This window comes from Micromonospora sp. NBC_00898, from assembly GCF_045207895.1.
Taxonomy (GTDB): domain Bacteria; phylum Actinomycetota; class Actinomycetes; order Mycobacteriales; family Micromonosporaceae; genus Micromonospora.
In genome coordinates this window covers 820,262-845,377 of sequence record NZ_CP108775.1, presented here as the reverse complement: position 1 = coordinate 845,377, position 25,116 = coordinate 820,262, and the positions used below count along the sequence as shown (strand labels likewise).

The 25,116-nt window shown below is 71.8% G+C and carries 22 protein-coding genes; 10 read left to right on the top strand and 12 right to left on the bottom strand.

Annotation, left to right across the window (positions count from 1 at the left end):
- Positions 1-95 precede the first annotated feature (95 nt).
- The gene (locus tag OG799_RS03940) at positions 96-1,499 is read right to left on the bottom strand and encodes an FGGY family carbohydrate kinase (RefSeq protein WP_406043185.1); all 1,404 of its coding nucleotides are present in this window, start codon (positions 1,497-1,499) and stop codon (positions 96-98) included.
- A 261-nt stretch (positions 1,500-1,760) separates the two neighbouring features.
- Here OG799_RS03940 and OG799_RS03935 point away from each other — a divergent pair, with 261 nt between their 5' ends.
- The gene (locus OG799_RS03935; RefSeq protein ID WP_406043183.1) at positions 1,761-3,722 is read left to right on the top strand and encodes a chorismate-binding protein; all 1,962 of its coding nucleotides are present in this window, start codon (positions 1,761-1,763) and stop codon (positions 3,720-3,722) included.
- 69 nt (positions 3,723-3,791) lie between these two features.
- Here the strand turns inward: OG799_RS03935 and wrbA are convergent, their stop codons facing one another.
- The 3 genes from wrbA to OG799_RS03920 all read right to left on the bottom strand — a co-directional run bounded on the left by wrbA (position 3,792) and on the right by OG799_RS03920 (position 5,789).
- Positions 3,792-4,409 (bottom strand): NAD(P)H:quinone oxidoreductase, encoded by a 618-nt coding sequence (wrbA, locus tag OG799_RS03930; RefSeq protein WP_406043181.1) that lies wholly within the window; start codon positions 4,407-4,409, stop codon positions 3,792-3,794.
- A 256-nt stretch (positions 4,410-4,665) separates the two neighbouring features.
- Entirely contained in the window at positions 4,666-5,034 is a 369-nt protein-coding gene (locus OG799_RS03925; RefSeq protein ID WP_406043179.1) for a DUF3037 domain-containing protein, read from the bottom strand.
- Complete coding sequence (locus OG799_RS03920; protein WP_406043177.1) at positions 5,031-5,789, bottom strand: HipA family kinase; 759 nt, start codon at positions 5,787-5,789, stop codon at positions 5,031-5,033. The genes OG799_RS03925 and OG799_RS03920 overlap by 4 nt, the downstream gene beginning before the upstream one ends.
- A gap of 75 nt (positions 5,790-5,864) precedes the next feature.
- Between OG799_RS03920 and OG799_RS03915 the strand changes: the two genes are divergently transcribed.
- Positions 5,865-6,968, top strand: a complete 1,104-nt coding sequence (locus tag OG799_RS03915; protein WP_406043175.1) for a winged helix DNA-binding domain-containing protein — start codon at positions 5,865-5,867, stop codon at positions 6,966-6,968.
- Here OG799_RS03915 and OG799_RS03910 read toward each other — a convergent pair.
- Together OG799_RS03910 and OG799_RS03905 are read right to left on the bottom strand one after the other, a co-directional pair.
- Complete coding sequence (locus tag OG799_RS03910) at positions 6,956-7,543, bottom strand: NTP transferase domain-containing protein (RefSeq protein WP_406043173.1); 588 nt, start codon at positions 7,541-7,543, stop codon at positions 6,956-6,958. The two genes, OG799_RS03915 and OG799_RS03910, sit on opposite strands and share 13 nt — an antisense overlap.
- Positions 7,540-8,658: an XdhC family protein gene (locus tag OG799_RS03905; RefSeq protein WP_406043171.1), complete on the bottom strand. Its 1,119-nt coding sequence runs from the start codon at positions 8,656-8,658 to the stop codon at positions 7,540-7,542. Before OG799_RS03905 ends, OG799_RS03910 begins: the two co-directional genes overlap by 4 nt.
- Positions 8,659-8,737: 79 nt before the next feature.
- On the opposite strand from OG799_RS03905, the gene OG799_RS03900 reads away from it, so the two are divergent.
- From OG799_RS03900 to OG799_RS03890, 3 genes are read left to right on the top strand one after another with little or no spacing between them, the layout of a single operon-like run.
- Positions 8,738-9,289 carry a 2Fe-2S iron-sulfur cluster-binding protein gene (locus OG799_RS03900; RefSeq protein WP_406043169.1) on the top strand — a complete coding sequence of 184 codons (552 nt, stop codon included), beginning with the start codon at positions 8,738-8,740 and terminating at the stop codon, positions 9,287-9,289.
- Positions 9,286-10,278, top strand: a complete 993-nt coding sequence (locus OG799_RS03895; RefSeq protein ID WP_406043167.1) for an FAD binding domain-containing protein — start codon at positions 9,286-9,288, stop codon at positions 10,276-10,278. The genes OG799_RS03900 and OG799_RS03895 overlap by 4 nt, the downstream gene beginning before the upstream one ends.
- Positions 10,275-12,383 carry a xanthine dehydrogenase family protein molybdopterin-binding subunit gene (locus OG799_RS03890; protein WP_406043165.1) on the top strand — a complete coding sequence of 703 codons (2,109 nt, stop codon included), beginning with the start codon at positions 10,275-10,277 and terminating at the stop codon, positions 12,381-12,383. The genes OG799_RS03895 and OG799_RS03890 overlap by 4 nt, the downstream gene beginning before the upstream one ends.
- A gap of 250 nt (positions 12,384-12,633) precedes the next feature.
- On the opposite strand, the gene OG799_RS03885 is transcribed toward OG799_RS03890, so the two are convergent.
- On the bottom strand, positions 12,634-13,167 hold the full coding sequence (locus OG799_RS03885) for a hypothetical protein (RefSeq protein ID WP_406043163.1): 534 nt from the start codon (positions 13,165-13,167) through the stop codon (positions 12,634-12,636).
- Positions 13,168-14,555: 1,388 nt separating this feature from the next.
- On the opposite strand from OG799_RS03885, the gene OG799_RS03880 reads away from it, so the two are divergent.
- Together OG799_RS03880 and OG799_RS03875 are read left to right on the top strand one after the other, a co-directional pair.
- Positions 14,556-16,346, top strand: a complete 1,791-nt coding sequence (locus tag OG799_RS03880) for a reverse transcriptase domain-containing protein (RefSeq protein WP_406043161.1) — start codon at positions 14,556-14,558, stop codon at positions 16,344-16,346.
- 443 nt (positions 16,347-16,789) lie between these two features.
- Positions 16,790-17,494 carry a VOC family protein gene (locus OG799_RS03875; RefSeq protein ID WP_406043159.1) on the top strand — a complete coding sequence of 235 codons (705 nt, stop codon included), beginning with the start codon at positions 16,790-16,792 and terminating at the stop codon, positions 17,492-17,494.
- Between the two features lie 291 nt (positions 17,495-17,785).
- Here the strand turns inward: OG799_RS03875 and OG799_RS03870 are convergent, their stop codons facing one another.
- From OG799_RS03870 to OG799_RS03855, 4 genes are read right to left on the bottom strand one after another with little or no spacing between them, the layout of a single operon-like run.
- Positions 17,786-18,994, bottom strand: coding sequence for an ABC transporter ATP-binding protein (locus tag OG799_RS03870; RefSeq protein WP_406043157.1), 1,209 nt, complete (start codon positions 18,992-18,994; stop codon positions 17,786-17,788).
- 9 nt (positions 18,995-19,003) lie between these two features.
- A complete protein-coding gene (locus OG799_RS03865; protein ID WP_406043155.1) occupies positions 19,004-19,840 on the bottom strand; it encodes a carbohydrate ABC transporter permease in 837 nt (278 codons plus the stop codon).
- A 2-nt stretch (positions 19,841-19,842) separates the two neighbouring features.
- On the bottom strand, positions 19,843-20,838 hold the full coding sequence (locus OG799_RS03860; RefSeq protein WP_406043153.1) for a carbohydrate ABC transporter permease: 996 nt from the start codon (positions 20,836-20,838) through the stop codon (positions 19,843-19,845).
- Between the two features lie 40 nt (positions 20,839-20,878).
- Entirely contained in the window at positions 20,879-22,168 is a 1,290-nt protein-coding gene (locus OG799_RS03855) for an ABC transporter substrate-binding protein (RefSeq protein WP_406043151.1), read from the bottom strand.
- An 833-nt stretch (positions 22,169-23,001) separates the two neighbouring features.
- Here OG799_RS03855 and OG799_RS03850 point away from each other — a divergent pair.
- The 3 genes from OG799_RS03850 to OG799_RS03840 all read left to right on the top strand — a co-directional run bounded on the left by OG799_RS03850 (position 23,002) and on the right by OG799_RS03840 (position 24,324).
- Positions 23,002-23,271, top strand: coding sequence for a zinc ribbon domain-containing protein (locus OG799_RS03850; RefSeq protein WP_406046195.1), 270 nt, complete (start codon positions 23,002-23,004; stop codon positions 23,269-23,271).
- Between the two features lie 298 nt (positions 23,272-23,569).
- Positions 23,570-24,001: a hypothetical protein gene (locus OG799_RS03845; protein WP_406043149.1), complete on the top strand. Its 432-nt coding sequence runs from the start codon at positions 23,570-23,572 to the stop codon at positions 23,999-24,001.
- 47 nt (positions 24,002-24,048) lie between these two features.
- Positions 24,049-24,324: a hypothetical protein gene (locus OG799_RS03840; RefSeq protein ID WP_406043147.1), complete on the top strand. Its 276-nt coding sequence runs from the start codon at positions 24,049-24,051 to the stop codon at positions 24,322-24,324.
- Between the two features lie 72 nt (positions 24,325-24,396).
- Here the strand turns inward: OG799_RS03840 and OG799_RS03835 are convergent, their stop codons facing one another.
- Complete coding sequence (locus OG799_RS03835) at positions 24,397-25,113, bottom strand: hypothetical protein (RefSeq protein ID WP_406043145.1); 717 nt, start codon at positions 25,111-25,113, stop codon at positions 24,397-24,399.
- Between the last annotated feature and the right edge of the window lie 3 nt (positions 25,114-25,116).

Genomic DNA, 25,116 nt, shown 5'->3' with positions numbered 1-25,116 from the left:
TCGGTCCCTCGCCTCCACCACCTCGGGGAGCGCAGTCCATCCAACCAGGCCGGCGTACGGTGTCAACGGCCTGACCGGACGGTGAACGAGGAAGGTCAGCCCGGCCGGGCACCGGCTACCGTGTTCGGCGAGTCCAGCTCGTCCGTCCGGCTGATGCCGCTGATCCGGACTCCGTCGGTGACCCGCCCCAGCGCCACCAGCGCGGCCCCGGTCGCCCCGATCTCCGGATGCCGTTGGTGCCGCACCGGTCGGGGCGCGAGCGTGGCGACGAACGCCTGCCGCCACCACGCCGAGGCGGCCATCGCTCCCCCGCCGAGCACCACCTCGGTCGGTCGCACCACACCGGACTCCAGCACCGTCAGGTCCTCGGCGACCAGCCGGCACAGGCCCGTCATCAGCCCGGCGAGCAGGTCGACGGCGGTGGCGCCGAAGCTGAGCCCGCGCAGCTCGCCGGAGCCGGCCGGCGCCAGGCCCGGCGGGCGGTCACCGCCGAAGCGGGGGTTGGCCAGCACCCGGCCGTCCGCCGGCACCCGGGACAGCGCCGCCTCCAGTTCGGCGCCCTCGGGCAACCGCAGCTCCCGCTTGGCCCAGGCGAAGAGGTTCCCGCCGCTGGAGTACGCCGCCCCGGTCACCACGTGCTCGTGGTCGACCCGGTAGCGCCAGAGCCGGTCGGAGAGCGGCGGCAGCTCCGCCCCGGCCGGCACCCGCTGGATGAGGCGTACCGCGGCCGAGGTGCCCACGGTGACCGCGGCCCGCGACGGGTCGACGCAGCCGGAGCCCACGTTGGATGCCGCGCCGTCGCCCACCGGCGCGGTCCACCGGGCGCCGGCCAGCTGCGGCCAGCGCCGGGCGTACTCCGGGCGCAGCCGGCCGCGCCACCCGGTCGGGGCCAGCGCGGGCAGCTCGCCGGGGCGTACGCCGGCCAGGTCGCAGGCCTCCGCGTCCCAGTCCTGCCGATGCAGGTCGATCAGGCCGGTGCCGGAGGCCATCGAGATGGAGACCGGCGCCTCGGTGAGCAGGACCCCGAGGACGTACTCGGCCAGGCCGGCGAAGCGGGCGACCGGGGCGCCCGCGCGCTCCCGCAGCCAGGGCAGCCGCATCGACCAGTAACAGCGGTGCCACCAGGTGCCGGTGCGCTGGTGGAAGGCGTCCGGGTCGGCCGGACCGGCGGCGCCCGGGGGCGGGGCCGGCCGGGTGTCCATCCAGGTCAGCACCGGCCCGAGCGGCTCGTCGTCGGCGTCCAGCGGGACCACCGAGTGCCACTGCGCCGAGGCCGCCACCAGCTCGATGTCGCGCAGGTGGCCGGCGTCGGCCAGCTCGTCCAGGCACTCCGCCAGACAGGCGAGGTAGCGGCGACCGTCCAGGGTGCCGGTGCCGTCCTCACCGGTGTCCAGGTGCACCTTCCGCCGGGCCAGCGCGCCGGGCAGCGGGATGGCGTCCTCGTCCAGCACCAGTCCCCGTACGGAGGAGGTGCCCAGGTCGAGAGCGAGAATGTTCATCGCCGGTCAACCTACCCGGCAGGGCGGTCGACGAAGCCAAGATCCCGACTCGGCCGGGACGGCGCGATCGGGTTCCCGGCGACCGCCGGGTCGCGTACAGTGATCGCCATGCCCGCGCACCTGTCCTGCTGGTGGCCCGCCGACCCGGCGGCCCACCCCCGCGCGTAGCTTTCCCACGCGGCCGCCCGACGAGGCGGCCGCCGGTCTCTCCCCGGCATCCCGGGTCGCCCCGCCGGCGGCTCCCGGCCCGAGGAGACCCTGATGACCCGCCCGCACGACCTGCTCGCCGCCGTCGCCGACGGCGTCGACCCCGGCCCGTTCGCCCTCGTCCGCCGCGAGGGCGCCGGCCACCTCGAGCTCTTCACCGGCACGGTACGCGTGGCCGACCTGCTCGCCGACATCCCGCTGCCGGACGGCCCGCCCGGCCCGCGCACGCTGGCCCTGGTCCCGTACCGGCAGATCGCCGAGCGCGGCTTCGCCTGCGTCGACGACGGCGTGCCGCTGGAGTACCTGGTGATCGCCGCACACCACCGGATCGGGCTGGCCGAGGCACTCGACGTCCTGCCCGACGTGCCGGTGCGAAGCACCGGAGCCGGTTTCGACATCGCCGACGACGAGTACGCCGCGACCGTCGGTCGCGTGCTCGCCGACGAGATCGGCCGCGGCGAGGGCGCCAACTTCGTCATCCACCGCGTCCTGCGGGCCACCGTGCAGGGGTCGCCGCTGGTGGCGGCGCTGGCCGCGCTGCGCCGGCTGCTGCTGCGCGAGCGCGGCGCGTACTGGACCTTCGTGGTGTACACCGGCACCCGGATCCTGGTCGGGGCCAGCCCGGAACGGCACGTCAGCGTCGACGACGGCCTGGTGATGATGAACCCGATCAGCGGGACGTTCCGGCACACCGGCGCGGCGGCGGACCGCGACGGCCTGCTGCGCTTCCTCCACGACCCGAAGGAGGTCGAGGAGCTGTACATGGTGCTCGACGAGGAGCTGAAGATGATGGCCTGCGTCGCCGAGCACGGCGGCCAGGTGATCGGGCCGTATCTGAAGGAGATGGCGCACCTCGCGCACACCGAGTACCTGCTCGCCGGGCGCGGCTCGCGGGACGTCCGGGAGGTGCTGCGGGAGACGATGTTCGCCCCGACGGTCACCGGCAGCCCGATGGAGAACGCCTGCCGGGTGATCGCCCGGCACGAGCGCACCGGCCGCCGCTACTATGCCGGGGTCCTCGCGCTGCTCGGCCGGGACGACGCCGGCCAGCAGACCCTGGACGCGCCGATCCTGATCCGGACCGCGGAGCTCTCCCCCGCCGGCGAGCTGCGGGTGCCGGTCGGGGCGACCCTGGTGCGGCACTCCACCGCCGAGGGTGAGGTGGCGGCGACGCACGCGAAGGCGGCCGGGGTGCTGGCCGCGCTCGGCCTCGGCCCGGACGCGCCGGAGCGCGGCCCCCGCCACGACCGGTCCGGGACGGCGGGTCCGGCGGCGCGCCACGACCCGGAACGGTCGCTCGCCGCCGACCCGGAGGTACGGGCCGCGCTCGCCGCCCGCAACGTCCCGCTCGCCCGGTTCTGGCTCGACCAGCGCACGCCGGGCGCGTCCGCGCTGCCCGGGCTCACCGGCCTGCGGGCGCTGATCGTGGACGGTGAGGACACCTTCACCGGGATGCTGGCCCACCAGCTCGGCGCGCTCGGCCTGCGGGTCGAGCGCCGCGACTGGCGGGAGCCCGGCCCGGTGGACGGGTACGACCTGGTGGTGGTCGGTCCCGGGCCGGGTGACCCCGGCGATCGGACGGCCCCGAAGATGGCGGCGATGCGGGCGCTGCTGGCGGGCCTGCTGGCCGCCGGCCGGCCCACACTGGCGGTCTGCCTCGGGCATCAGCTGCTCTCCGGGCTGCTCGGGCTGCCACTGCACCGGCGGGAGGCGCCGTACCAGGGGTTGCAGCGGGACGTGACGGTCTTCGGGGCGACCCGCCGGGTGGGCTTCTACTCCAGCTTCACCGCTCGTGCGGATGCCGACCGGGTGGCCACCGCGTACGGGCCGGTGGAGCTGTCCCGGGACCCGGCGGACGGGGCGGTGCACGCGCTGCGCGGGCCGGGTTTCGCCGGGGTGCAGTTCCACCCGGAGTCGGTGCTCAGCCGGGACGGGCTGGCCGTGCTGGCCGACCTGCTCGGGCATCTGCTCGCGCATCCGGCCCTGAGCGGGCATGGTCCGGTCGATCGGGGGTAGGGCTGAGGGCGACCGGTGGTCCGGACGGGCCGAGAGCCCCCGTCCGGTCACCGGTCGCCGCGTGCCGGCTCAGCCGGCCATGCCCTTCTTCAGGGCGGTGGAGATCTGGATCGCGCGGCGGGCGGTCAACGCGGTCGCCTTGAGGGCGATGTCGTCGGGCGCGGTCTCGCCGTTGTTGCTGGTGTGCGAAGCGCCGTACGGGTTGCCGGCGACGAACTGGCTCGGGTCGGTGTAGCCGGGGGTCACCACGACGCCACCCCAGTGGTAGAAGACGTTGAACAGCGCCAGCAGGGTGGACTCCTGGCCGCCGTGCGAGGTGGCCGTCGAGCAGAACCCGGAATAGACCTTGTTGGCCAGCGCGCCCTGGGCCCAGAGCGGGCCGGTGGTGTCGATGAACTGCTTGAGCTGGGCGGCGACCATGCCGTACCGGGTCGGCGAGCCGAAGATCACCACGTCGGCCCAGGAGAGGTCGTCGAGCTGCGCCTCCATCACGTCCTGGGTTTCCAGGTGGTGCGCCTGCCAGCCGGAGTTGGAGCGGATCGCCTCGTCGGGCGCCAGCTCACGTACCTTGCGCAGACGCACCTCGGCCCCGGCCTCGCCGGCGGCCTCGACCGCTGACTGCGCCATCTGGTAGGTGATGCCGGTCGCGCTGTAGTAGATCACCGCGACCTTGGTCCGACCATCCATCAGACGTTCCCTCCTCAAATCGGATCAGCTCGGGCGACTACCCGTTAGTTGCCGGGTCAAACAGTCATCGAGCCCGATCCCTTGCGGGGCTCAAGATTTGCGCAAGTTCCGATCCGCATCGGTCCCGCGGCTCCGCCGGCCGGGGATCCTGTTCGCACCGGCGCCGGTGGACTCTGCCGCCGCGGGGAGCACACCGGTGACCTGAACGGGGGATCGCGCTCCGCCGGCAACGAGGCTGGCGTAGCGCGATCAGGGCTCAGCGGACCAGGGTGTCCATCAGCCGGTCCAGCTCCGCCGCCGGATCGGCGGTCAGCCCGGTGTGCACCGGACCCGCCTGGATCATCGTGCTCCGCGGGGCGGCCAGCCAGCGGAACCGTTCCCCCAGCTTCATCGTCCGCGCCGGCCCGTCGCCGCCGCAGGTCCGGTCCCAGGAGTCCAGCGCCGCCGCCACCGCGTCCAGGTCCACGTCGGGGGCCAGGGCGCGCGCCCGGTCGGCGTCCAGATGGGTACGCGCGCCGAGGAAGTCGCGGGCCTGGCAGTACAGGATGACACCCACGTTGATCTGCTCGCCGCGCTCCACCCGGGGCACCAGCCGGATCACCGCGTACTCGAAGGGCTCTCTCATGCCGCGCTCCCGGTCGGCAGCCAGGCGACGGTCCGGGCGACCCGCCGGGCCAGGTGGTCCACGTACGCGGCCCGGGCGGCGTCGGGGGTGTCGAAGTCCGGGCCGGACAGCCACTCCGCCGGCACCAGCGCCAGGACCTCGGTGAGCAGCTCGCGGTCGACCCGCGGGGCGAGCTCCGCGTCCGCCTCGACCAACCGGGTGGCGTACGGGGCGAGCACGTGGTCGTCGGCCCGGTAGGCGCGGTGCACGGCGGCCCCGGCGCGCGGCCAGTTGTGGTGGAAATAGAGGGTGGCGCCGTGGTCGATCAGCCACAGCTGCCGGTGCCACATCAGCAGGTTCGGGTTGCGCCAGCTCCGGTCGACGTTCTCCGTGAACGCGTCGAACCAGAGCACCCGGGAGGCCAGGTCCGCGTCGACGGGGTGGGCGACCGGGTCGTAGCCGAGCGCGCCGGGCAGGAAGTCCATCCCCAGGTTGGCCCCGCCGCTGTTGCGCAGCAGCTCCTGGACCTCCTGGTCGGGCTCGGCGCGGCCGATCACCGGGTCGATGGTGAGCACCACCAGCCGCGGCACGGCCAGCCCGAGGCGGCGGGCCAGCTCGCCGCAGATCACCTCGGCCACCAGCGCCTTGGGCCCCTGCCCCGCGCCGCGGAACTTCGCCACGTACGTGCCCAGGTCGTCGGCCTCCACCACCCCGGGCAGCGAGCCGCCCTCGCGCAGCGGGGTGACGTACCGGATGCCGGTGACCTGACGGAGCACGTCGCCCACCCTAACCCGCCGGGCCTGTCGGACCGGCCGCCTATGCTGGCCGCCACCACCGACGGAGGGCGGCCCGTGGACGTACGGCTCACCGGCGCGGAGGCGCTGGCCCTGCGGATGACCAGCCTGCTGCTGCGTCCGCACCCCACCGCCCGGCCGGACGACGTGGCCGGGGTGGTCGAGTGGTTCGGCGCCATGCAGGCCCAGGACGTCGCGAGCGGCATGTGGTCGCTCGGCGTACGCCTGCCGGGGCGCACCCTCGCCGACGTGCAGGCGGCGCTGGAGCGGCGGGAGGCGCTGCGGACCTGGCCGATGCGCGGGACGGTCCACCTCGTACCGGCGCGGGACGCCCGCTGGATGCTGGCGGTGACCGGCGTCCGGACGCTGGCCGGCGCGGCGGCCCGGCAGGCGGTCCTCGGGCTCACCGAGGCCGAGGCCGACCGGGCGGCCGACGTGCTGGGCGCCGCGCTGGCCGGCGGCGGCCGGCTCACCCGCGCCCAGTGTCTCGCCACCCTGGCCGCGGCCGGGATCGACACCGCCGGGCAGCGCGGCTACCACCTGCTCTGGTACGCCAGCCAGCGCGGCGTCACCTGCATCGCCCCGCACGTCGGCACCGAGCAGACGTTCGCCCTGCTGGACGAGTGGGCGCCCGACCCGCACCGGCCGGAGCGCGACGAGGCGCTGGGCATCCTGGCGCTGCGCTACTTCCGCAGCCACGGCCCCACCACCCGGCAGGACTTCGCCGGCTGGACCGGGCTGACCGCGACGGACGTGAAGCGCGGCATCGCCGTGGCTGGCGACGCCCTCGCCACCGTCGAGGTGGACGGCACGCCGGCCCTGGTCGACGCGGCGCTGCTCGACGCGCCCCGGCAGCAGGTCGACGACCTGCACGTGCTGCCCGGGTTCGACGAATACCTGCTCGGGTTCAAGGACCGGGCCCTGATGCTCGACCCGGCCCACAAGCAGGCGGTCATCCCCGGCGGCAACGGGGTCTTCCAGTCCACGGTCGTCCACGCCGGCCGCGTGGTGGGCACCTGGAAGCGCACCTTGACCAAGACCCGGGCCACGGTCGCCGTGCACCCGCTGACCCCGTTCGACCCCGGGCTGCGGGTCCGGGTCGAGGCGGCGCTGGACGGGTACGCCCATTTCGTCGGCCTGCCCCTGCGTCACTCCTGGTGACCGGCGGCGACGTGCCGGGCCAGGTCGGCCGGGGTGTCCAGGTCCCGGGGTGACCCGAGGCCGTCGCAGGGCACCACGGTCACCAGGTCGGGACGGGCCCGCAGGAGGTCGCGGGCGCCCCGGTCCCCGGTCGCGTACCGGCCGAGCAGCGGCCAGACGGCGCGGTCGAGCAGCACCGGGTGCCCGACCCGCCCGGCGTAGCCGGCGGCCGCGACGGGCGCGCCGGCGGCGTGGGCCGCGCACACCCGGCGCACCGCCGCCGGGGTGAGTGACGGCTGGTCGACGAGCACCACCACGGCGGCGCGGACGTGCCCGGGCACCGAGGCCAGGCCGCAGCGCAACGAGCCGCCCAGCCCGTCCCGCCAGTGCCGGTTGACGACCAGCACGGTCCCGGGCAGCTCGGGCAGCGCGTCCGCGCCCGCGCCGACGACGACGTGGACCGGCGCGCAGCCGCCGGCCCGGAGCAGCCGGACCGCGCGCCGGACGAGCGGCTCGCCGTCCAGCTCGACCAGTGCCTTGGGCCGGCCGAACCGGCGCCCCGCCCCGGCGGCGAGCAGCAGTCCGGCGACGGTCACCGCAGCGCCGCCGCGGGCTGGCGGGCCCGGTCCGGGTGGCCGTCCCGATGGATCGGGCCGCGCAGTGCGTGCAGCGCCCGGCCGGTGCCGCCGTGCCGTCGGGCCACCACCTCCGCCGCGATCGCCAGCGCGGTCTCCGTCGAGGTACGCCCGCCGAGGTCCAGCCCGGCCGGCGCCACCAGGCGGTCGAGCTGCGGCGCCGGCACCCCGTCGGCGCGCAGCCGGGCGAGCCGGGCCTCGTGCGCGTCCCGACTGCCGAGCACGCCGATGTAGCCGGCCGGGGTGTCCAGGGCCGCGCGCAGCAGCGGGAGCTCGTAGCGCGGATCGTGGCCGAGCAGACAGAGCACCGTGCCGGTGTCGACCGGGGTGGCGGCCAGCAGCCGGTGCGGCCAGGCCCGGTGCACCTCGCCGGCGTCCGGGAACCGTCGGGCGGTGGCGAACGCCGGGCGCGGGTCGCAGACGACGACCCGGAAGCCCAGTTCGGCGCCGATCCGGCTGAGCGCCGCAGCGACGGCGGTGGCGCCGAACAGCAGCATCCGGGGCGCCGCCGGCACCGCCTGGAGCAGCACCCGGACCGGCGGCCGGCCGCCCCGGCGGAGCAGCACCGTGCCGCCGCCGGCGAGCAGGTCGGTCGCCCGGTCGCCGACCCATTCGTCCAGCGCCGGGTCGCCGAGGCCGCCCTCCGTACCGTCCGAGCGGACCGTCAGTTGGGCGGCGAAGGGAGCCGGGCCGCCGACGACGGTGGCCACCGCGACCGGGCCGGGCCCGGCGAGGGCGGCGAGCGCCCGCCCCGTCGGGCAGTCCGGGGTGACGCGCCGCAGCAGCACCTCCAACATTCCGGCGCAGCCGGGTCGGGCCGGCCAGGGACCTTCCCCGCCGACGGCGTAGCGGGCCAGCCGGGTCCGGCCGGTCCGCAGCGTCTCCGTCGCCGCGTCGAGCACCGCCGACTCGACACAGCCGGCGGGGATGCCGCCCCGCACGTCCCCGGACGGGTCCACCGCCAGCAGGTCACCCGGGGCGGTCACGCCGCCCGCGGTGCTGGACACCACGGTGGCCAGTCCGAACGGGACGCCCCGCCGGCGCCACTCCCGCGCCGCGGCCAGTACCTCGTCCATGCCGCTCCGCCGATCCCCACCCGTCGGGCGTTCGCCCGGTTTTGTCCGTTAACGGTAGGAACGACGGTAGTCTGGCCCGGTGCGGGGCGGGCGGGAGAGCGGGAATCCGGCGGACGACCGGTGGTCGACCCGGGTCGCCCTCACCGTCAACGGCGGCGGCCACGACCTGACGCTGGACAACCGGACCACCCTGCTGGACGCGTTGCGGGAACGGCTCGGCCTGACCGGCAGCAAGAAGGGCTGCGACCACGGCCAGTGCGGCTCGTGCACGGTGCTGCTCGACGGCCGGCGGGTGAAGAGCTGCCTGATCCTGGCCGTCACCCTGGACGGTCGGCAGGTGACCACCGTGGAGGGACTCGCCGGACCGGACGGGCTCTCCCCGCTCCAGGCCGCCTTCGTCGCGCACGACGCCTTCCAGTGCGGCTACTGCACCCCCGGCCAGCTCTGCTCCGCCCGCGGGATGCTCGACGAGGTGGCCCGGGACTGGCCCAGCGCGGTGACCGGGGACCTCGACGGGCCGGTGGAGCTGACCGACGCGGAGGTGCGCGAACGGATGAGCGGAAACCTGTGCCGCTGCGCCGCGTACCCGAACATCGTGACCGCGATCCGCGAGGCGGCGGCGGCCCGGTGAGAGTCTTCCGCTACCACCGGCCCACTGACATCGGGGAGGCGGTCGCACTGCTGGACGCGGACCCGGAGGCGGCGTACCTGGGCGGCGGGACCAACCTGGTGGACCTGATGAAGCTCGGCGTGCAACGGCCGGGCCTCCTGGTGGACGTCACCGGGCTGCCGCTGGACACGGTGGAGGCCGGGCCGGACGGCGGATTGCGAATCGGGGCCACCGTGCGCAACAGCGACCTCGCGGCGCACCCGCTGGTCCGGCGAGACTACCCGCTGCTCGCCCGGGCCCTGCTCGCCGCCGCCTCCGGGCAGGTGCGCAACATGGCCACCACCGCCGGCAACCTGCTGCAACGCACCCGCTGCGGCTACTTCCAGGACACCGCGAAGGCGTGCAACAAGCGGGAGCCCGGCGCGGGCTGCGCGGCGCTGCACGGACAGAACCGCGAGCTGGCCATCCTCGGCTGGTCCGAACGCTGCGTGGCGACCCACCCGTCGGACCTGGCGGTCGCCCTGGTCGCGCTGGACGCCGTGGTGGAGGTACGCGAGCCGGACGGCCCCCGGGACGTGCCGCTCACCGACTTGCACCGGACGCCCGGCGACCACCCCGAACGGGAGACCACGCTCCCCCGCGGCGCACTGATCACCGCGGTACGGGTCCCGCCGCTGCCGTTCGCCCGGCGGTCGGAGTACCTGAAGGTGCGCGACCGGGCCGCGTTCGCGTTCGCGGTCGGCTCGGTGGCGGCGGCGCTCGACCTGGACGGGGACGTGGTCCGCGACGTCCGGCTGGCGTACGGCGCGGTCGCGCACCGGCCGTGGCGGGCGTACCGGGCGGAGGAGCTGCTGCGCGGCCGGCCGTTCACCGCCGACCTGGCCGCCCGGGCCGCGGACGCCGAACTCGCCGCGGCCCGGCCGTTGCGGCACAACGCGTTCAAGGTGCCGCTGATCCGCAACCTCACCGTCCGCGCGCTGACCGGGCTGGCCGGACCGGTGCGGCCGTGAGCGCGCCGGCGGTCGGCGCGGTGGGCCGGGGACATCCCCGGCTGGAGGGCCGGGACAAGGTGACCGGGGCGGCCCGGTACGCGGTCGAGTACCCGGTCGAGGACGTGACGTACGGCTGGGCCGTGCCGGCGACCGCGGCCCGCGGCCGGATCGTCCGGGTCGACGCGGCCCCGGCGCTGGCCCTGCCCGGGGTGCTCGACGTGCTGCACCACGGCAACGCGCCCCGCCTGACGCCCGGGGTGGACGCGGACCTGTTCCTGCTCCAGGAGCCGACCGTGCACTACCGGGGGCAGTTCGTCGCCGTCGTGGTCGCGGAGACCATCGAGACGGCCCGGGAGGCGGCCCGGCTGGTCCGGATCGACTACGACACCGAGCCGCACAGCACCGTGCTCTCCGAACACCACCCCGGGCTGTACCGGCCGCACAAGGTCAACCCGAGCTATCCGACGGACACCGCGGACGGTGACTTCGACGCCGGCTTCGCGGCGGCCGAGGTGCGGGTCGACGCCACCTACCGGACCCCGGCCTACCACAACAACCCGATGGAGCCGCACGCCACCACCGCCCGGTGGCGGGACGGGCGACTGCTGGTGCAGGACTCCAACCAGGGTTCCTCCCCGGTGCAGGCGACCCTCGCCGAGCTGTTCGGGCTGCCCCGGGAGTCGGTCCGGGTCGTCGCCGAGCACGTCGGCGGCGGTTTCGGCAGCAAGGGGTACGCCAAGGCGGCCGTGGTGCTCGCCGCGCTCGCCGCCCGGCAGGTGGACCGGCCCGTCCGGCTGGCCCTGACCCGGCAGCAGCTCTTCGGTCCGATCGGGTACCGGACCCCGACCATCCAGCGGGTCCGGCTCGGCGCCGACGCCGACGGCCGGATCGCCGCCGTCTGCCACGACGCCATCAGCCAGACCTCGACGCTGACCGAGTTCGCCGAACAGACCGCCGTCTACACCCGCAGCATGTACGCCGGGCGGCACCGGCGGACCACCCACCGGGTGGCCCGGCTGGACGTGCCGACCCCGTTCTGGATGCGTGCGCCGGGCGAGTGCCCGGGCGCGTACGCGCTGGAGTCCGCGATGGACGAGCTGGCGACGGCGTGCGGCGTCGACCCGGTCGAGCTGCGGGTCCGCAACGACCCGACCGTCGACCCCGACACCGGGCAGCCGTTCAGCAGCCGCAACCTGGCCGCCTGCCTGCGCGAGGGGGCGCGCCGGTTCGGCTGGGCTGACCGCGACCCGACGCCGGGGGCCCGCCGCGACGGGCGGTGGCTGGTCGGCACGGGCGTGGCCGGGTCGAGCTATCCGGCGCGGGCCCGGGCGGCGGCCGCGACGGCGACCGCCGCACCGGACGGCACCTTCGAGGTACGGATCAACGCGACCGACATCGGCACCGGCGCCCGGACCGCGCTGTGGCTGGTAGCGGCGGACGCGCTGGGCGTACCCGTGGAGCGGGTGGCGATCCGGGTGGGCGACAGCGACCTGCCGCCGGCCGGGGTGGCCGGCGGCTCGATGGGCACCTCCTCGTGGAGCTGGGCGGTGATCCGGGCCTGCGAGGGGCTGCGCGACCGGCTCCGGGACGCCCCGGGCGGGACGGTGCCGGCCGACGGGTTGACCGCCGAGGTGAACACCGCCGACGAGGTCAAGGCGCAACGCCCGCTGGCCCGGTACGCGTACGGCGCCCAGTTCGCCGAGGTGCGTGTCGACGTGGACACCGGCGAGGTCCGGGTGTCCCGCCTGCTCGGCGTCTTCGCCGCGGGCCGCGTGGTCAACCCCACCACCGCCCACAGCCAGCTCATCGGCGGCATGACGATGGGGATGTCAATGGCGCTGCACGAGGAGGGCGTGCTCGACGTGCGGTACGGCGACTGGGTCAACCACGACTTCGCCATGTACCACGTCAGCGTCTGCGCGGACGTGGAGCGGATCGAGGCGTACTGGCTGCCGGAGGAGGACCCCGAACTCAACCCGGCCGGGGTGAAGGGGCTGGGCGAGATCGGCATCGTGGGCACGGCCGCCGCGATCACCAACGCCGTGCACCACGCGACCGGGGTACGGGTCCGGGACCTGCCCGTCCGGCTCGACAAGCTGCTCGAGCACCTGCCCACCTGGTGACGGAGTTGTCGCCAGCGGCGCCGCAGGATGCTCACCGCAGCCAGCCGAGGAAACGCCGATGCGGCGTGCGGGTGCCCAGGTCAGATCCTCGGCGGCTCGGACGAGCTGCGCCCCCATGTACGGGCGTTGCCCGTAGATGGGATTAGAAGAAGATCGCGGACCGCTGCTCGTGGTCAGGCCGTCTGTCGGAGTCTGGTGCGGTCCGGGTCTGCCGGGGGTCTTGGCTGTACGGATGGCTGTACAGCCAGGTTTAGCATTGCGCTTCCTCCCGACCGAGCGACCACTCGATGTAGAGCTTGATCTCACCGTCGCTGTCTGGGCCTGGTGTATAGAACCCATTGCTTATGGATAAAAAGACCCGTTTCCCGTTTGTCACCCGCTCGGCGCACAACAGCTCTCCGTTCTCTGGCACGGGTGCGGTCCCTGGCACGCGCACTATCCGCCAGTGACCCGCCGCCAGCAGGGCGCGGTAGTGGTCAATGACCGGGTACATCGGGCCCGGAGGCAGGCCGATGTCGACCTGCATGGTCGCCGACGGGAGGCTTCCATCCCCGCACGGCTGTTGATAGATGCTGCCGATGGTGGTGCGGGGTGCGCGAGAAGTCAGTATGGGGTCTCGCGCCAGCTGCTCGGCCAACCGGTAGTCGTTGTCTGTGCACTCGTATTCGGGCGCGCTGCTGGCCGACGGCCTCAACTCCCACGCGGCCACTCCAATACACAGCGCCAGCACACTGACCAGCACCGCTCCGAGGACGGCGAAGCGAACAAGGCCCTTCTGCGGCACTCGCAGAGGGTATGACAAGTACAGGGACGGGGAGGTCCTGGGCGGATCTCTGAGGAGGGTCGGGGGTTCGGGGCGGAGCCCCGGTGCGCCGTGAGGCGCTGTGTGACCGAGTGCGGGTGGAAGACCTGCACCGTTGCCCCGTCGTAGCGGGGCAGCGTAGCTGGGGACAGCCTGATCCGGGAGGTGCCGGGGAGGGTGGGAGCAGTCCTGACAACGCCGGGACGTGTCAGTACCGCCAGATCGTGCGGGTCCGGCAAGCGAGATGCAGAGGCATACGGAAGGAACCGGTGTTGACGCCCCTTAATGCCCCGCCGGCTCGAACCTGGCGGATCGGGGCCGGACGCGGCGCGTATCCGCCCTTCATGACGGGGGTGGAGAACTCTTGGGCAGCCCTTGGGGGCGTCTGTCCGGAGGTCACGAGGAAGGACTACGGCGTACTCGTGACGATGCCGCAGGGGAATAGCCGGGTGCCTCCTGGTCGAACGGTCAGCAGTGAACACGGGAACCATCCGGTGGCGGTTCCCGCCCCGACGCGGCCAGCGTTGCGGGCGGGATAGGTCCACCGTCGACTGAACGCGCCGGATGGGGCGGAGCCGTCGTAGTAGTCCGAGTCCGGGAAAGCCGGACACATGGCGAAGGACGGCAGCGGAATCGAGAAGGGAGCAGGCTGCAATGGCGGAAGACGCGCCGGTGAACACCGACGCCGCAGGGACCGACGCCGAACGGCAAGGACCCTGGGTACCGCGGATGCAGAGCAAGCTTCACCGTTGGGCGGCGGCCGATTTCGGCCGTCGAACCTGCCCGACGGCAGAGTCCGTGGAGAGCCCGGTGCGGTGAAAGTCGCACGCCGGGTGTGCGCCGTGAGGCGCTTCGTTGTATCCCCAGCTCAGTTGGGAGGAACTTGGAGAACTGTTCCTGGGTCTGATGGCTTACCTGGATCCGAAAGGTGAAGGGAACAAGAGCATGTCAGGAAAGCGACGGGCGTGCCCAGGCGTCAGGGGCGTGGCGTCGCGGGACCCGTGCGATATGGCCAAGGCTGGATTGCTTGAAGCCCAATCCCCAGTGATGAAAGTGCGCATCCATCGGAAACGACGCCTGAAACCGATGCCACGCCGTGCGCCGGCATGAACCCGTGAGGCTGGTGCAACTCCACGGCGTCGGGCACCGCCCAACGAGGGCGGGTAAGGGGATGAGTGGGCGGCCTACGTCGCGCTAGATACGTACGACGAAGACGTACCACGGGATCGCCTACGGGACGCGAGTCCTATGGCGACGGAGTGTCCGTAGTAGTCGCAGGAGTAACGACCTGCCAGGGAGGCCGGGAAAGCCGGACCGCAGGGCGAAGGGACACAGGTGATCACGATGTTCAGCGGAGCGAGGTATGCGTAATGCAGAGCGCCGCAACGGTGCTGAACGTCATCCGGGAACGCGGTAGGCGCGGCCTGCCGCTGGAAAGACTGTATCGACAGTTGTTCAACCCGCAGTTGTTCCTGCTGGCCTACGGACGCATCTACGCCAACAAGGGGTCGATGACGCCCGGGGCCACGTCGGAGACCGTGGACGGTATGTCCCAAGCCAAAATCGGGGCGATCATCGACGTGCTGCGTCGTGAACGCTACCGGTGGCGGCCGGTCAAGCGCGTGTTCATCCCGAAGAAGAACGGGAAGCTACGCCCGCTGGGTTTGCCTACCTGGTCGGACAAGCTGGTCGCCGAAGTGGTGCGTCTGCTGTTGGAGGCGTACTACGACGTCCGGTTCTCCGACCGCTCCCACGGGTTCCGTCCGGGCCGCGGCTGCCACACCGCGTTGGATGAGGTGGTGTCGGTCTGGAAGGGAACGCATTGGTTCATCGAGGGAGACATCTCTGACTGTTTCGGGTCACTTGATCACACGATCATGGCGTCGATCCTGGCGGAAAAGATCCACGATGGACGGTTTCTGCGGCTGGTGTCCAACATGCTCACGGCCGGGTACCTGGAGGATTGGCGGTGGCATGCCACGCTCAGCGGTGCGCCGCAAGGTGGCGTCGCATCCCCGGTCTTGTCCAACATTTACCTGGACCGGTTGGACCGGTTCGTCGAGCAGTCTTTGCTGCCTGAGTACAACCGAGGCCGTCTTCGACGGCGCAACACCGAATATCAGGTTGTCGATCACGCGATCGCGAAGGCCAGACGGCATGGTGACCGGGCTGCGGTGAAGGCGCTTCGGCGTCAACGCCGGACCCTGCCCAGCCAGGACCCGAACGATCCCGGCTATCGGCGCCTGCGGTATGTGCGCTATGCCGACGATTGGCTGCTGGGATTCGCCGGGCCCAGGCACGAAGCCGAGCAGATCAAGTCACGGATCGCGACGTTCCTGCGCGAGGATATGAAGCTGGAACTGTCCCAGTCCAAAACGTTGATCACCCACGCCGCCAGCCAGCCGGCGCGGTTTCTCGGTTACGAAATCCGAACCCAACGAGCCGACAACAAGCTCGACCGTCGCGGTCAACGCTCCGTCAACGCCGCGATCGGGTTGTTCGTGCCCAGGGACGTCATCAGGCAGAAGTGCGTGAACTATATGCGCGAAGGTAAACCGGCTCAACGCGGTTCGCTGCTTCACGACCAGGACTTCACCATCGTCGCGAAGTATCAGGCCGAGTACCGGGGGCTGGTCCAGTACTACCTCCTCGCCCAGGACGTGTTCCGCCTGGAGCGCCTGCGTTGGGTCATGGAGACCTCGATGCTCAAAACCCTCGCAGGTAAACACAAGTCCACCGTCACCAAGATGGCCCGCAAGTACAAGACGGTCATCGACACCACCGACGGAAAACGGACCTGTTTCCAGGTCACCGTCGATCGGGACCGGGGCAGGAAACCACTGGTCGCCCGCTTCGGCGGGATCCCGCTCAAACGCCAACGCACAGCCGTCCTCACCGACCTGTCACCGATCATGGCCAGCACGAAGCGAAACGAACTGATCCACCGGCTCCTCGCCGGCTGCTGCGAGATCTGCAAATCCCGGACGAACATCGAGGTTCACCACGTCCGCAAACTCGCCGACCTCAACCGTCACGACCGACCCGACAAGCCAGCATGGGTGCACCTCATGGCCAAACGGCGCCGCAAAACCCTCGTTATCTGCCGGGCCTGCCACGAGGACATCCACGCCGGAAGGACAACCGCACCCACCCGGAACTGACCACTGGAGAGCCGTGTGACGAGAAATCGTCCAGCACGGTTCGGGAAGGGGCCGACGGAAAAGGACCCACACCACGGGCACCTCGCCGGCGGCCTACTTCACTCGGCGAGCGGCCTGGGGAAACGGACCAGTGGCAACACCGGCACCGCGCCCCAGGCCGACTCAACCCGTAGCCTGTTTCGGACCGCTTCCCGCCGGGCCCGAGCCGCCGTGTTAATCCCACCGCCAGCCGGATACCTCATCACTCCGGCCTATCGAACCCATCGACCCAGATCACGTGGACACGCCGACGGGCGCCAGGCTTTCAACCTCTGTGGTCCTGTGATCGGCTGCTCAGCGGAGATCTGGCGCGCGACTGCCAACACGCGCCCTGCGCCACTCGCGATACCTCCTTCCCGGCTAATCACCTTGTTGTCTTGCTGGCCCGTGTCTACCGTGCGGTGATGCTCTCGCGAATGCTGACGGTGACCTTCGATGCGCACGACGCGGCTCGCCTGGCGCAGTTCTGGGCCGGCGTGCTCGGCCGGGCGGTCGTCGAGGACGCCGGTGGTGCGCTCCTGCCTGGCGAGGACACCCAGCTCAGCCTCCGGTTCGTCCCGAGCCGCGCGGAGAAGGTGGGGCCGAACCGCATGCACCTTCACCTGACCAGCGCCAGCCGCGCCGACCAGCAGCACACGGTGGCGACGGCGCTGGGGCTCGGCGCCGGCCACCTCGACGTCGGGCAGCGCCCCGAGGAGGAGCACGTCGTCCTGGCCGACCCCGAGGGCAACGAGTTCTGCGTGATCGAGCCGGGCAACGCCTTCCTCGCCGGGTGCGGCCTGCTCGGGGAGCTCGCCTGCGACGGCACCCGGGAGGTCGGCCTCTTCTGGAGCGAGGCGCTGGGCTGGCCGCTGGTGTGGGACCAGGACCAGGAGACCGCGGTCCAGTCACCGCACGGCGGCACAAAGGTCGCGTGGGGAGGCCCGCCCGTGGCCCCGAAAGAGGTGAGGAACCGACAGCGCTTCGACCTCGCCCCGGCCGGTGGCGACCAGCAAGCGGAGGTCGACCGGCTGGTCTCCCTCGGAGCCACTCGGCTCGAGGTCGGTGAGGACGGCGCCATCGTGCTGGCCGATCCCGACGGCAACGAGTTCTGCGTGAAAGGAAACTGACCACAGCGCGGCCGGGCTGCCCAGTGGGTCAGGGCGGCCTGCTGCCGGATCGCCTCCCTCCGCGTCCAGGCCGCCGCGTTCATCCCACCACCAGCCGGATACCTCATCACCCCGGCACTACCGAACCCATCGACCCAGATCACGCAGGCACGCCGACAGACGTCAGCCTTTCAACCTCTGTAGCGGAAACGGCCTTTGACCTGGGGTGGAGCTGAGGGGTTTTTTGAACCCCTGACCCCTCGATGCGAACGGGGGCGGGCGGCTGCTGTCACCGGCCCCCGTTCGCATCGGTCAGTCCGCGAGCGCGCCGGCCGCCCGGCCCTCGTGCAGGGTGAGGTTCCGGCCGGTGGACGGCTCGAACAGGTGGATCTTGTCCAGGTTGAACCAGACCCGCCGGCTCTCCCCCTCCCGCGCCGCCGACTCGGCGGAGAGCCGGGTGACCAGGCTGGCGCCGGTGCCGGCGAAGTCGGCGGCGCCGGCGTCGGCGGCCAGTTCCTCCAGCTCGGCGGCGGTGGCCCGCTCCCCCTCGACGGTGAAGTAGACGTACTTGTCGGAGCCCATCGACTCGACGATGTCCACCGGCGCCTCGAACTCCATGCCCCGGCGGCGGGTCTCCTCGTCGATCAGCTCGGCGTCCTCGAAGTGTTCGGGGCGGATGCCGAGGATCAGCTCGCGCGGGGCGTCGGCGCCGTCGAGCTGGCGGCGTACCCGCTCGCCGATCGGCACGTCACCCAGCGCGGTACGCAGGCGTCCGTCCTCCACCGCGGCGTGCAGGAAGTTCATCGACGGGGAGCCGATGAAGCCGGCGACGAAGAGGTTGCGCGGGTGGTCGTACAGCTCCTGGGGCGGGCCGACCTGCTGCACCGCCCCGCCCCGCATGATGACCACTCGGTCGCCGAGGGTCATCGCCTCGGTCTGGTCGTGGGTCACGTAGACGGTGGTGGTGCCGAGCTGCTTCTGCAGGCGGGACACCACCGTGCGCATCTGCACCCGCAGCTTGGCGTCCAGGTTGGACAGCGGCTCGTCCATCAGGAAGGCCTTGGGCTGCCGGACGATCGCCCGGCCCATCGCCACCCGCTGGCGCTGGCCGCCGGAGAGGTTGGCCGGCTTGCGGTCCAGCAGCGGGGTCAGCTCCAGCACCTTCGCCGCCTCGTCGACCTTGGCGTCTATGGTCGACTTGTCCAGCTTCGCCAGCCGCAGCGGGAAGGCCATGTTCTCCCGGACGGTCATGTTCGGGTAGAGCGCGTACGACTGGAACACCATGGCGATGTCCCGGTCCCGGGGCGCCTTGTCGTTGACCCGCTCCCCCGCGATGCGCAGCTCGCCGGAGCTGATGTCCTCCAGCCCGGCGATCATGTTGAGGGTGGTGGACTTCCCGCAGCCCGACGGGCCGACCAGGATCACGAACTCGCCGTCGGCGATCTCCAGGTCGACGTCCTGCACCGCGACGGTTCCGTCCGGGAACCGCTTGCTCACCTTGTCCAGCACGATGTCAGCCACTGTTACCACCTATCCCTTGACTGCGCCGGAGGTCAGACCGGAGACGATGCGGCGCTGGAAGAAGAGCACGAACAGGATGATCGGAATGGTGATCACCACGGCGGCCGCGCAGATCGCCCCGGTGGGGTCCTCGAACTGCGACTCGCCGGTGAAGAACGACAGCGCCACCGGCACCGTGCGGGACCGCTCGGTGGAGGTCAGCGAGATCGCGAACAGGAAGTCGTTCCAGCAGAAGATGAAGACCAGGATCGCCGTGGTGAACAGCCCGGGCGCGGCCAGCGGGGCGATGACCCGCCGGAACGCCTGGCCCTGGGTGGCGCCGTCCATCTTCGCCGCCTTCTCCAGGTCCCACGGGATCTGCTTGAAGAACGCCGACAGCGTGTAGATCGCCAGCGGCAGCGCGAAGGTGATGTACGGCAGGATCAGCCCCGGCCAGGTGTCGAAGAGGCCGAGCTGACGCTCGATCTCGAACAGCGGCGACACCAGCGACACCTGCGGGAACATCGCGATCAGCAGGGAGACCCCGACCAGCAGCTTCTTGCCCGGGAAGTCCAGCCGGGAGATCGCGTACGCGGCCATCGCGCCGAGCACCACCGCGATCAGCGTGGCGATCAGCGCGATGCCGATCGAGTTGGCCAGCGCGCGGACGAACTGGTCGGTGTCGAAGATCGTCCGGTAGTTGTCCAGCGTCCACTCGCGCGGCCAGAACTTCCCGTCGGTGAGGGTGGCCGGGGTCTTGAACGACAGCGAGGCGATCCAGAGCACCGGGATCAGCGCGAAGACGACGACGATGACGTCCAGCAGACCCCAGCGCAGCTTCGCCCGCGTGGTGGTTTCGACTGCCATTCTCAGCGCCTCTCCCCGTCGTCGCTGCCCGGGGCAGCGGTACCGAACAGCTTCACGAAGACGAAGGCGATGATCGCCACGGTGATGAAGATCAGCACCGACATCGTCGAGCCGATGCCGAGGTTCAAACCCCGGATCAGGTTGTTGTAGGCGAGCATCGACACCGACGAGGTCTCGTTGCCGCCGGCGGTGAGCACGAAGATGTTGTCGAAGACCCGGAACGCGTCCAGCGTGCGGAACAGCAGGGCGACCAGGATCGCCGGCTTCATCACCGGCAGCATCACCTTGGTGAACCGCTGCCAGGAGGTCGCCCCGTCGGTGGAGGCGGCCTTGAGCAGGTCCTCCGGGACCAGGGCCAGGCCGGCCATCAGCAGCAGCGCCATGAACGGCGTGGTCTTCCAGATCTCCGCCAGCATGATGATCGCCAGCGAGCTGGCCCGCTCGGTCAGCGGCGCGCTGCCGTCGAAGACGTTCGCCAGGTAGCCGGTGCCGGGCGTCCAGGCGTACCGCCAGGAGAACGCGGCGACGACCGTGACGATGCCGTACGGGATCAGCGCTGCGGTGCGGACGATGCCCCGGCCGACCAGCGTGCGGTGCATGATCAGCGCGAGGCCCATGCCGAGTACCAGCTCGACCGCGACGGTGACCACGGTGATCAGCGCGGTGACCCCGAACGCCGTCCACCAGAACTGGTTAGTCAGCACGGTTGCGTAGTTCTCCAGCCCGATGAACTCACGCTGGTCGGGGAAGCGCAGGTCGAAGCGCTGCAGTGACAGCCAGACCGAGTAGATGATCGGGTACGCGGTCACCAGCACCATGACCAGCGCTGCCGGCGCGCACAGCAGCCAGCCGAGCCGGCGCTCGGCCCGCTTGTTCTCGCTCAGCGGTGCCTTCGCCCGTCGGCCGGCCCGCTGGGTGGGCACCGCCGCGTGCCGCCCGGTGGACCGTTCGGCCTCGGCGGCGACCTCGCTGCCGGTGGGGGTGGCGTTGCTGCTCATGCCGTCACCTCCGGTCGACGGTCGCGGTGGATTCGCCTGTTCACGGGAGGACCCCCTTGGACTCGAGGGCGTCGGCGATGGCGTCCCGCAGCTCGTTCGCGGTCTGCTCGGGCCGGATGCCGGACGGCGGCGACAGGATCGCCGACATCACCGTGGAGATGCTCTGGTAGGCGGGGGTCAGCGGGCGGACCGCCGGCGCCCTCAGCTCCGCCAGGATGGTGTCCTTCATCGGGTACGCCTTGGCCATCTCCGGGTCGTCGTAGACCTGCTCGATGGTCGGCGGCACGCCGTCGTTGACCGCCGAGAACTTCTGGTTCTTCGCGTTGCGGATGCACCGGGCCGCCTCGAACGACTCCGTCGGGTGCTTCGAGTAGGTGCTGACGGCCATGTTGACGCCGCCGATGGTGACCTTGCCCGGGGTGTTCGCGTCGATGCCGGGGACCCGGGCCCACTTGACCTTCTTCGCCAGGTCCGGGTTGGCCTCCTGCATCGCCGGATAGACGAAGGGCCAGTTGACCTGGAAGGCGCCCGAGCCGGACTGGAACTCCAGCCGGACCGGGTCCTCGGTGGCGTTGCTGAAGGACGGCGACGTGACGCCCGACGTGGCGAACTTCTTGAGCTGGTCGAGCGCCTGGACGGTGCCGGAGTCCATCACGGCCTTCTTGCCGTCGTCGCTGAGGATCTTCCCGCCGGCGCTCTCGGCCAGGGTGTTGTAGAGGACGACCAGGCCCTCGTACTGGGCGCCCATGGTGAGCACCTGGTACGGCTTGCCCTGCTGCTTCAGCTGCTGGGCCGCCGAGATCATCTCGTCCCAGGTCTTCGGCGGCTGCGACACCAGGTCGGTGCGGTACCAGAGCAGCTGGACGTTGGTGTTCTTCGGCGCCGCGTAGAGCTTGCCCTCGTAGCGGGCGGTGTCCAGCGGCCCGGTGAGGGTGCCCTGCTCCACCTCCGCCTTGTCCTGGCCGGTCCACTCCCGGATCCAGTCCGCGCTGGCGAACTCCTGGGTCCAGGTGACGTCGAGGCCGAGCACGTCCATCCCGCTGTCCTGCGCGGCCAGCCGGCGCACCAGCTGCACCCGCTGGTCGTCGGCCTGCCGCGGCAGCACCCGGTAGACGATCTTGTACCGTCCCTGGGCCTGCGCGGTGCAGTCGTCGACGACCTTCTGCAGGTTCTGTTCCGGCGGGTAGTACAGGTTGATCGTCGGCGTACCACCGTCACCGCCGGACCCGCAGGCCGCCAGCGGCGCCACCAGCGTCAGCGCGGCGGCCGCCGCCGCCACGCGCAATCGTGGCCGCCGTCGGTCCGCGGACTCCTCGGGGTCTGTCGTCATCGCCCTCCCCCTTCCTTCGGCGAGAGCCGGGGAGGGTGCCCGCGCCCCGGCGCACGGCGAGACGGCCCGGGCGCTGGTTGCGGCAAATCCACTCGGCTCCGGGCGTTTCGTGCGCCAACAGTGCCCGACCCGCGACGCTGCGAAACCTGACCGCCGTGCGACGGGACAGACAACTGCCCGCTCTTAAGCACCTCGCCCCCTCAGACCGAACTGCCACACGACCGGCGGCGGATGTAGTCGTTGCGACGAGGGGCCTCTACGCGTCCTGCCATTGGGGGGCGCGTTCTTGTGCGCCGGGCATCAGTCATTACGGTCCCTTACGTGAAAATAGCTGTGCCGGTTCGGCTATACCCGAACGCCGTTCAGGAGGCGGCGCTGCGGGCCACGCTGAACCTGTGCAACGAGGCCGCGAACATTGCTGCCGCCGAGGCTCGCCGGATGCGCATGACCAGCAAGCACGCCGTGCAGCGGCTCACCTACGCCCGGCTGAAGGGCATGGGTCTTTCGGCGCAGCCCGCAATCCACGTCGCGCGGAAGGTCGCCGGGGCGTACGCAACCCTCGAAGCGAACATCCGGGCTGGCAATTACGGCAAGCCCGGATCGAAGCGACGCGCAGCGGTCGAGTCGACACCGATCCGATTCCGCCGTGACTCGGCCCAACCGTTTGACGATCGGTGCCTGTCATGGCAGCTACTTGCCCACACCGTATCGATCTGGACCGCGGCTGGACGACAGTCTGGCATCCGGTTCGGATGTTCCGACGCCCAGTACTCGATTCTGTCCGGCCATCGGCAAGGCGAATCAGATCTGATTTACCGTGACGGCAAGTTACGCTGCACTCCTGGGCGTTCCATCAACTCGGCCGGTTCATCGCCTATAAGGCGGCGCAGGCTGGGGTGGCACTCGTGCACGTCGACCCGGCATACACGTCACAGGCATGCTCGTTCTGCCGGCACGTGGCAAGGGCCAACCGGCCCAAGCAATCCACCTTCAGGTGCACGTCGTGCGGCTTCGCTGAGCACGCCGACGTGAATACAGCCCTCAACATCGCCGCGCGCGGCGTTGCGGGCTGGGCAGCAGTCGGCCTGCCGAACGTGGCGTGACCCGTGCCACCAGCACGGCATCATGATCTGCAAGCTCGGCCTCTCAAGCGCCGAGAAGCTGACGGATCTCTGCATGGCAACGAGTGGTGGTTCCGCGACGTCCCAACCAGTGAACGGCGAGACTACCCAGCGTGCGCCCGGTGCACTAGCGTTTCGGTAGCTCCGCAGCCGGCGCGTCGCCGTCGAAGTCGATACGCCTCCGGCCGACCCCCGACCCGTCCGATCGGTTGGTAATCGCGGGAACCCCCCTCTGCCGCTTCACCGGTTGGGCAGGATCGTCCCCAACGAGGAGGTTGTCGTGCAGGACACCCGCGCTCTCGCCCTGACGTTCGAGGTGAGCGGCCTGCCCCCGGTCAAGACCGAGGCTCTGTCCATCTTCGCCGCCGGGCACCGGCAGGCGGCGCGAGTTCGCGCCCTGCTCCAGGCGGCCTGCACGGCCGCCCAGCGCACCGGCTGGACCCCGCTCGCCGGCCCGATCGAGGTGGACCTGACCCTGCGCTGCCCGCCCGGGCACCGCACCTCCGACGCCAGCACTCTGCTGGGCGGGGTCTGCGCGGTGCTGCAGGACAAGAAGCGGGTGGCCAACATCGGGCTGGCCCACCTGGGCGTCCTGGTCGACGTCGCCCTCTACGACGACGACCGGCAGATCCGCCGGCTGTCGTACCTCGAGGAACCGGCGGAGGACTTCTCGTACCAGGTCCGGGTGGCCGCCGTACCCACCGTGGTTTGACCGACGGCCGCGGTGGGGTACCGCGGACGCCGATGAAGGGAGCGCCGATGTCGGAGCCACATGTCACGCTCGACCCGAGCGGGCTCGATGCAGTGCAGCAGAAGCTGCGCGGCCCGCTGGAGGATCAGCTGACCTCGGCCCTGCAGGCGGCCACCGAACGGGTCCGGTCCAGCTACGCGGGCGAGCCGGTCGAGGAGGTCTGCCGCCGGCTGCTCGACGAGACCCGCGCCGGCCTGCACCCGGACATCGCCGCCGGCTTCAACCCCGACATGGACGAGTTCTGTCGGGTGGCGGTGGCAATCGTCCGGGGCGAGGTCTCCTGAGGCAGGTCCCACCCGACCGCGCCGGCCACCGGGCCGGCGCGGTCGGCGCCGTACGTTCCGGCTGCCGGCCGCTCAGCCGCGGCGCACGTCAACCGAGACGACGTGGGTGCCGTCGGGCCGGGTGGACTCCCCCAGCCGCACCGGCAGCGGCCCGCCGGCCGGCGGCTGGAGGCCGAGGCCGAAGCTGAGGTACCCCTCGAAGTCACCGGCGGGGGCCCAGCCGCGCAGCGTCGGGTAGCCGATGGTCCGTGCGGGCGCGGTCACCGTGCTGCGGCCGCTGCTGTCGTGCCCCTGGGCCGGGTTGAACCGGATCGAGAGGTAGGCGGTGCCGGGCAGGTCGACCGGGGCGCCGCTGCCGTCGGACTCCACTCGGGCGACGTAGCCGAACTGGTAGCTCGGGGTCGGACCCCGGAAGGCGAAGGTGATCCGGCTGAACCCCTCCGCCGGGTGGTCACCCACCTGGATCTGCACCAGGACGGGCAGCGGCTCCCCGGGCGCCGGGGTGACCGGCACCCGGACGGCGTGCGTCACCCGGGCCGGCGTCGAGGGCAGAGCCCAGCCGTACGTCACCCGCCAGTCGCCGGCGGCGCGGCTCGGCGTGGTGACGGGAGGCGCCCCGGGGGTGGGCGGTGCGGTGGTGGACGGCGGGGTGGTGGCCGGCGCCGCGGTGGTGGACACGCCGGGCGTGGGCAAGGGTGCGGACGTCGCGCCGTCGCGGTCGGTCGCGCAGGCCGCCGCCGCGAGCAGCACGACCAGGCTGGCGAGCAGCGGTACGCGCTGAGTTCCCATGAC

What these genes read in the sequence shown, in the direction of transcription:
- OG799_RS03860 (WP_406043153.1), bottom strand. Translation starts at nt 20,838, where the DNA reads ATGAGCAGCAACGCCACCCCCACCGGCAGCGAGGTCGCCGCCGAGGCC.
- OG799_RS03880 (WP_406043161.1), top strand. Translation starts at nt 14,556, where the DNA reads ATGCAGAGCGCCGCAACGGTGCTGAACGTCATCCGGGAACGCGGTAGG.
- OG799_RS03855 (WP_406043151.1), bottom strand. Translation starts at nt 22,168, where the DNA reads ATGACGACAGACCCCGAGGAGTCCGCGGACCGACGGCGGCCACGATTG.
- OG799_RS03835 (WP_406043145.1), bottom strand. Translation starts at nt 25,113, where the DNA reads ATGGGAACTCAGCGCGTACCGCTGCTCGCCAGCCTGGTCGTGCTGCTC.
- OG799_RS03905 (WP_406043171.1), bottom strand. Translation starts at nt 8,658, where the DNA reads ATGGACGAGGTACTGGCCGCGGCGCGGGAGTGGCGCCGGCGGGGCGTC.
- OG799_RS03840 (WP_406043147.1), top strand. Translation starts at nt 24,049, where the DNA reads ATGTCGGAGCCACATGTCACGCTCGACCCGAGCGGGCTCGATGCAGTG.
- wrbA (WP_406043181.1), bottom strand. Translation starts at nt 4,409, where the DNA reads ATGGATGGTCGGACCAAGGTCGCGGTGATCTACTACAGCGCGACCGGC.
- OG799_RS03875 (WP_406043159.1), top strand. Translation starts at nt 16,790, where the DNA reads ATGCTCTCGCGAATGCTGACGGTGACCTTCGATGCGCACGACGCGGCT.
- OG799_RS03935 (WP_406043183.1), top strand. Translation starts at nt 1,761, where the DNA reads ATGACCCGCCCGCACGACCTGCTCGCCGCCGTCGCCGACGGCGTCGAC.
- OG799_RS03925 (WP_406043179.1), bottom strand. Translation starts at nt 5,034, where the DNA reads ATGAGAGAGCCCTTCGAGTACGCGGTGATCCGGCTGGTGCCCCGGGTG.
- OG799_RS03940 (WP_406043185.1), bottom strand. Translation starts at nt 1,499, where the DNA reads ATGAACATTCTCGCTCTCGACCTGGGCACCTCCTCCGTACGGGGACTG.
- OG799_RS03865 (WP_406043155.1), bottom strand. Translation starts at nt 19,840, where the DNA reads ATGGCAGTCGAAACCACCACGCGGGCGAAGCTGCGCTGGGGTCTGCTG.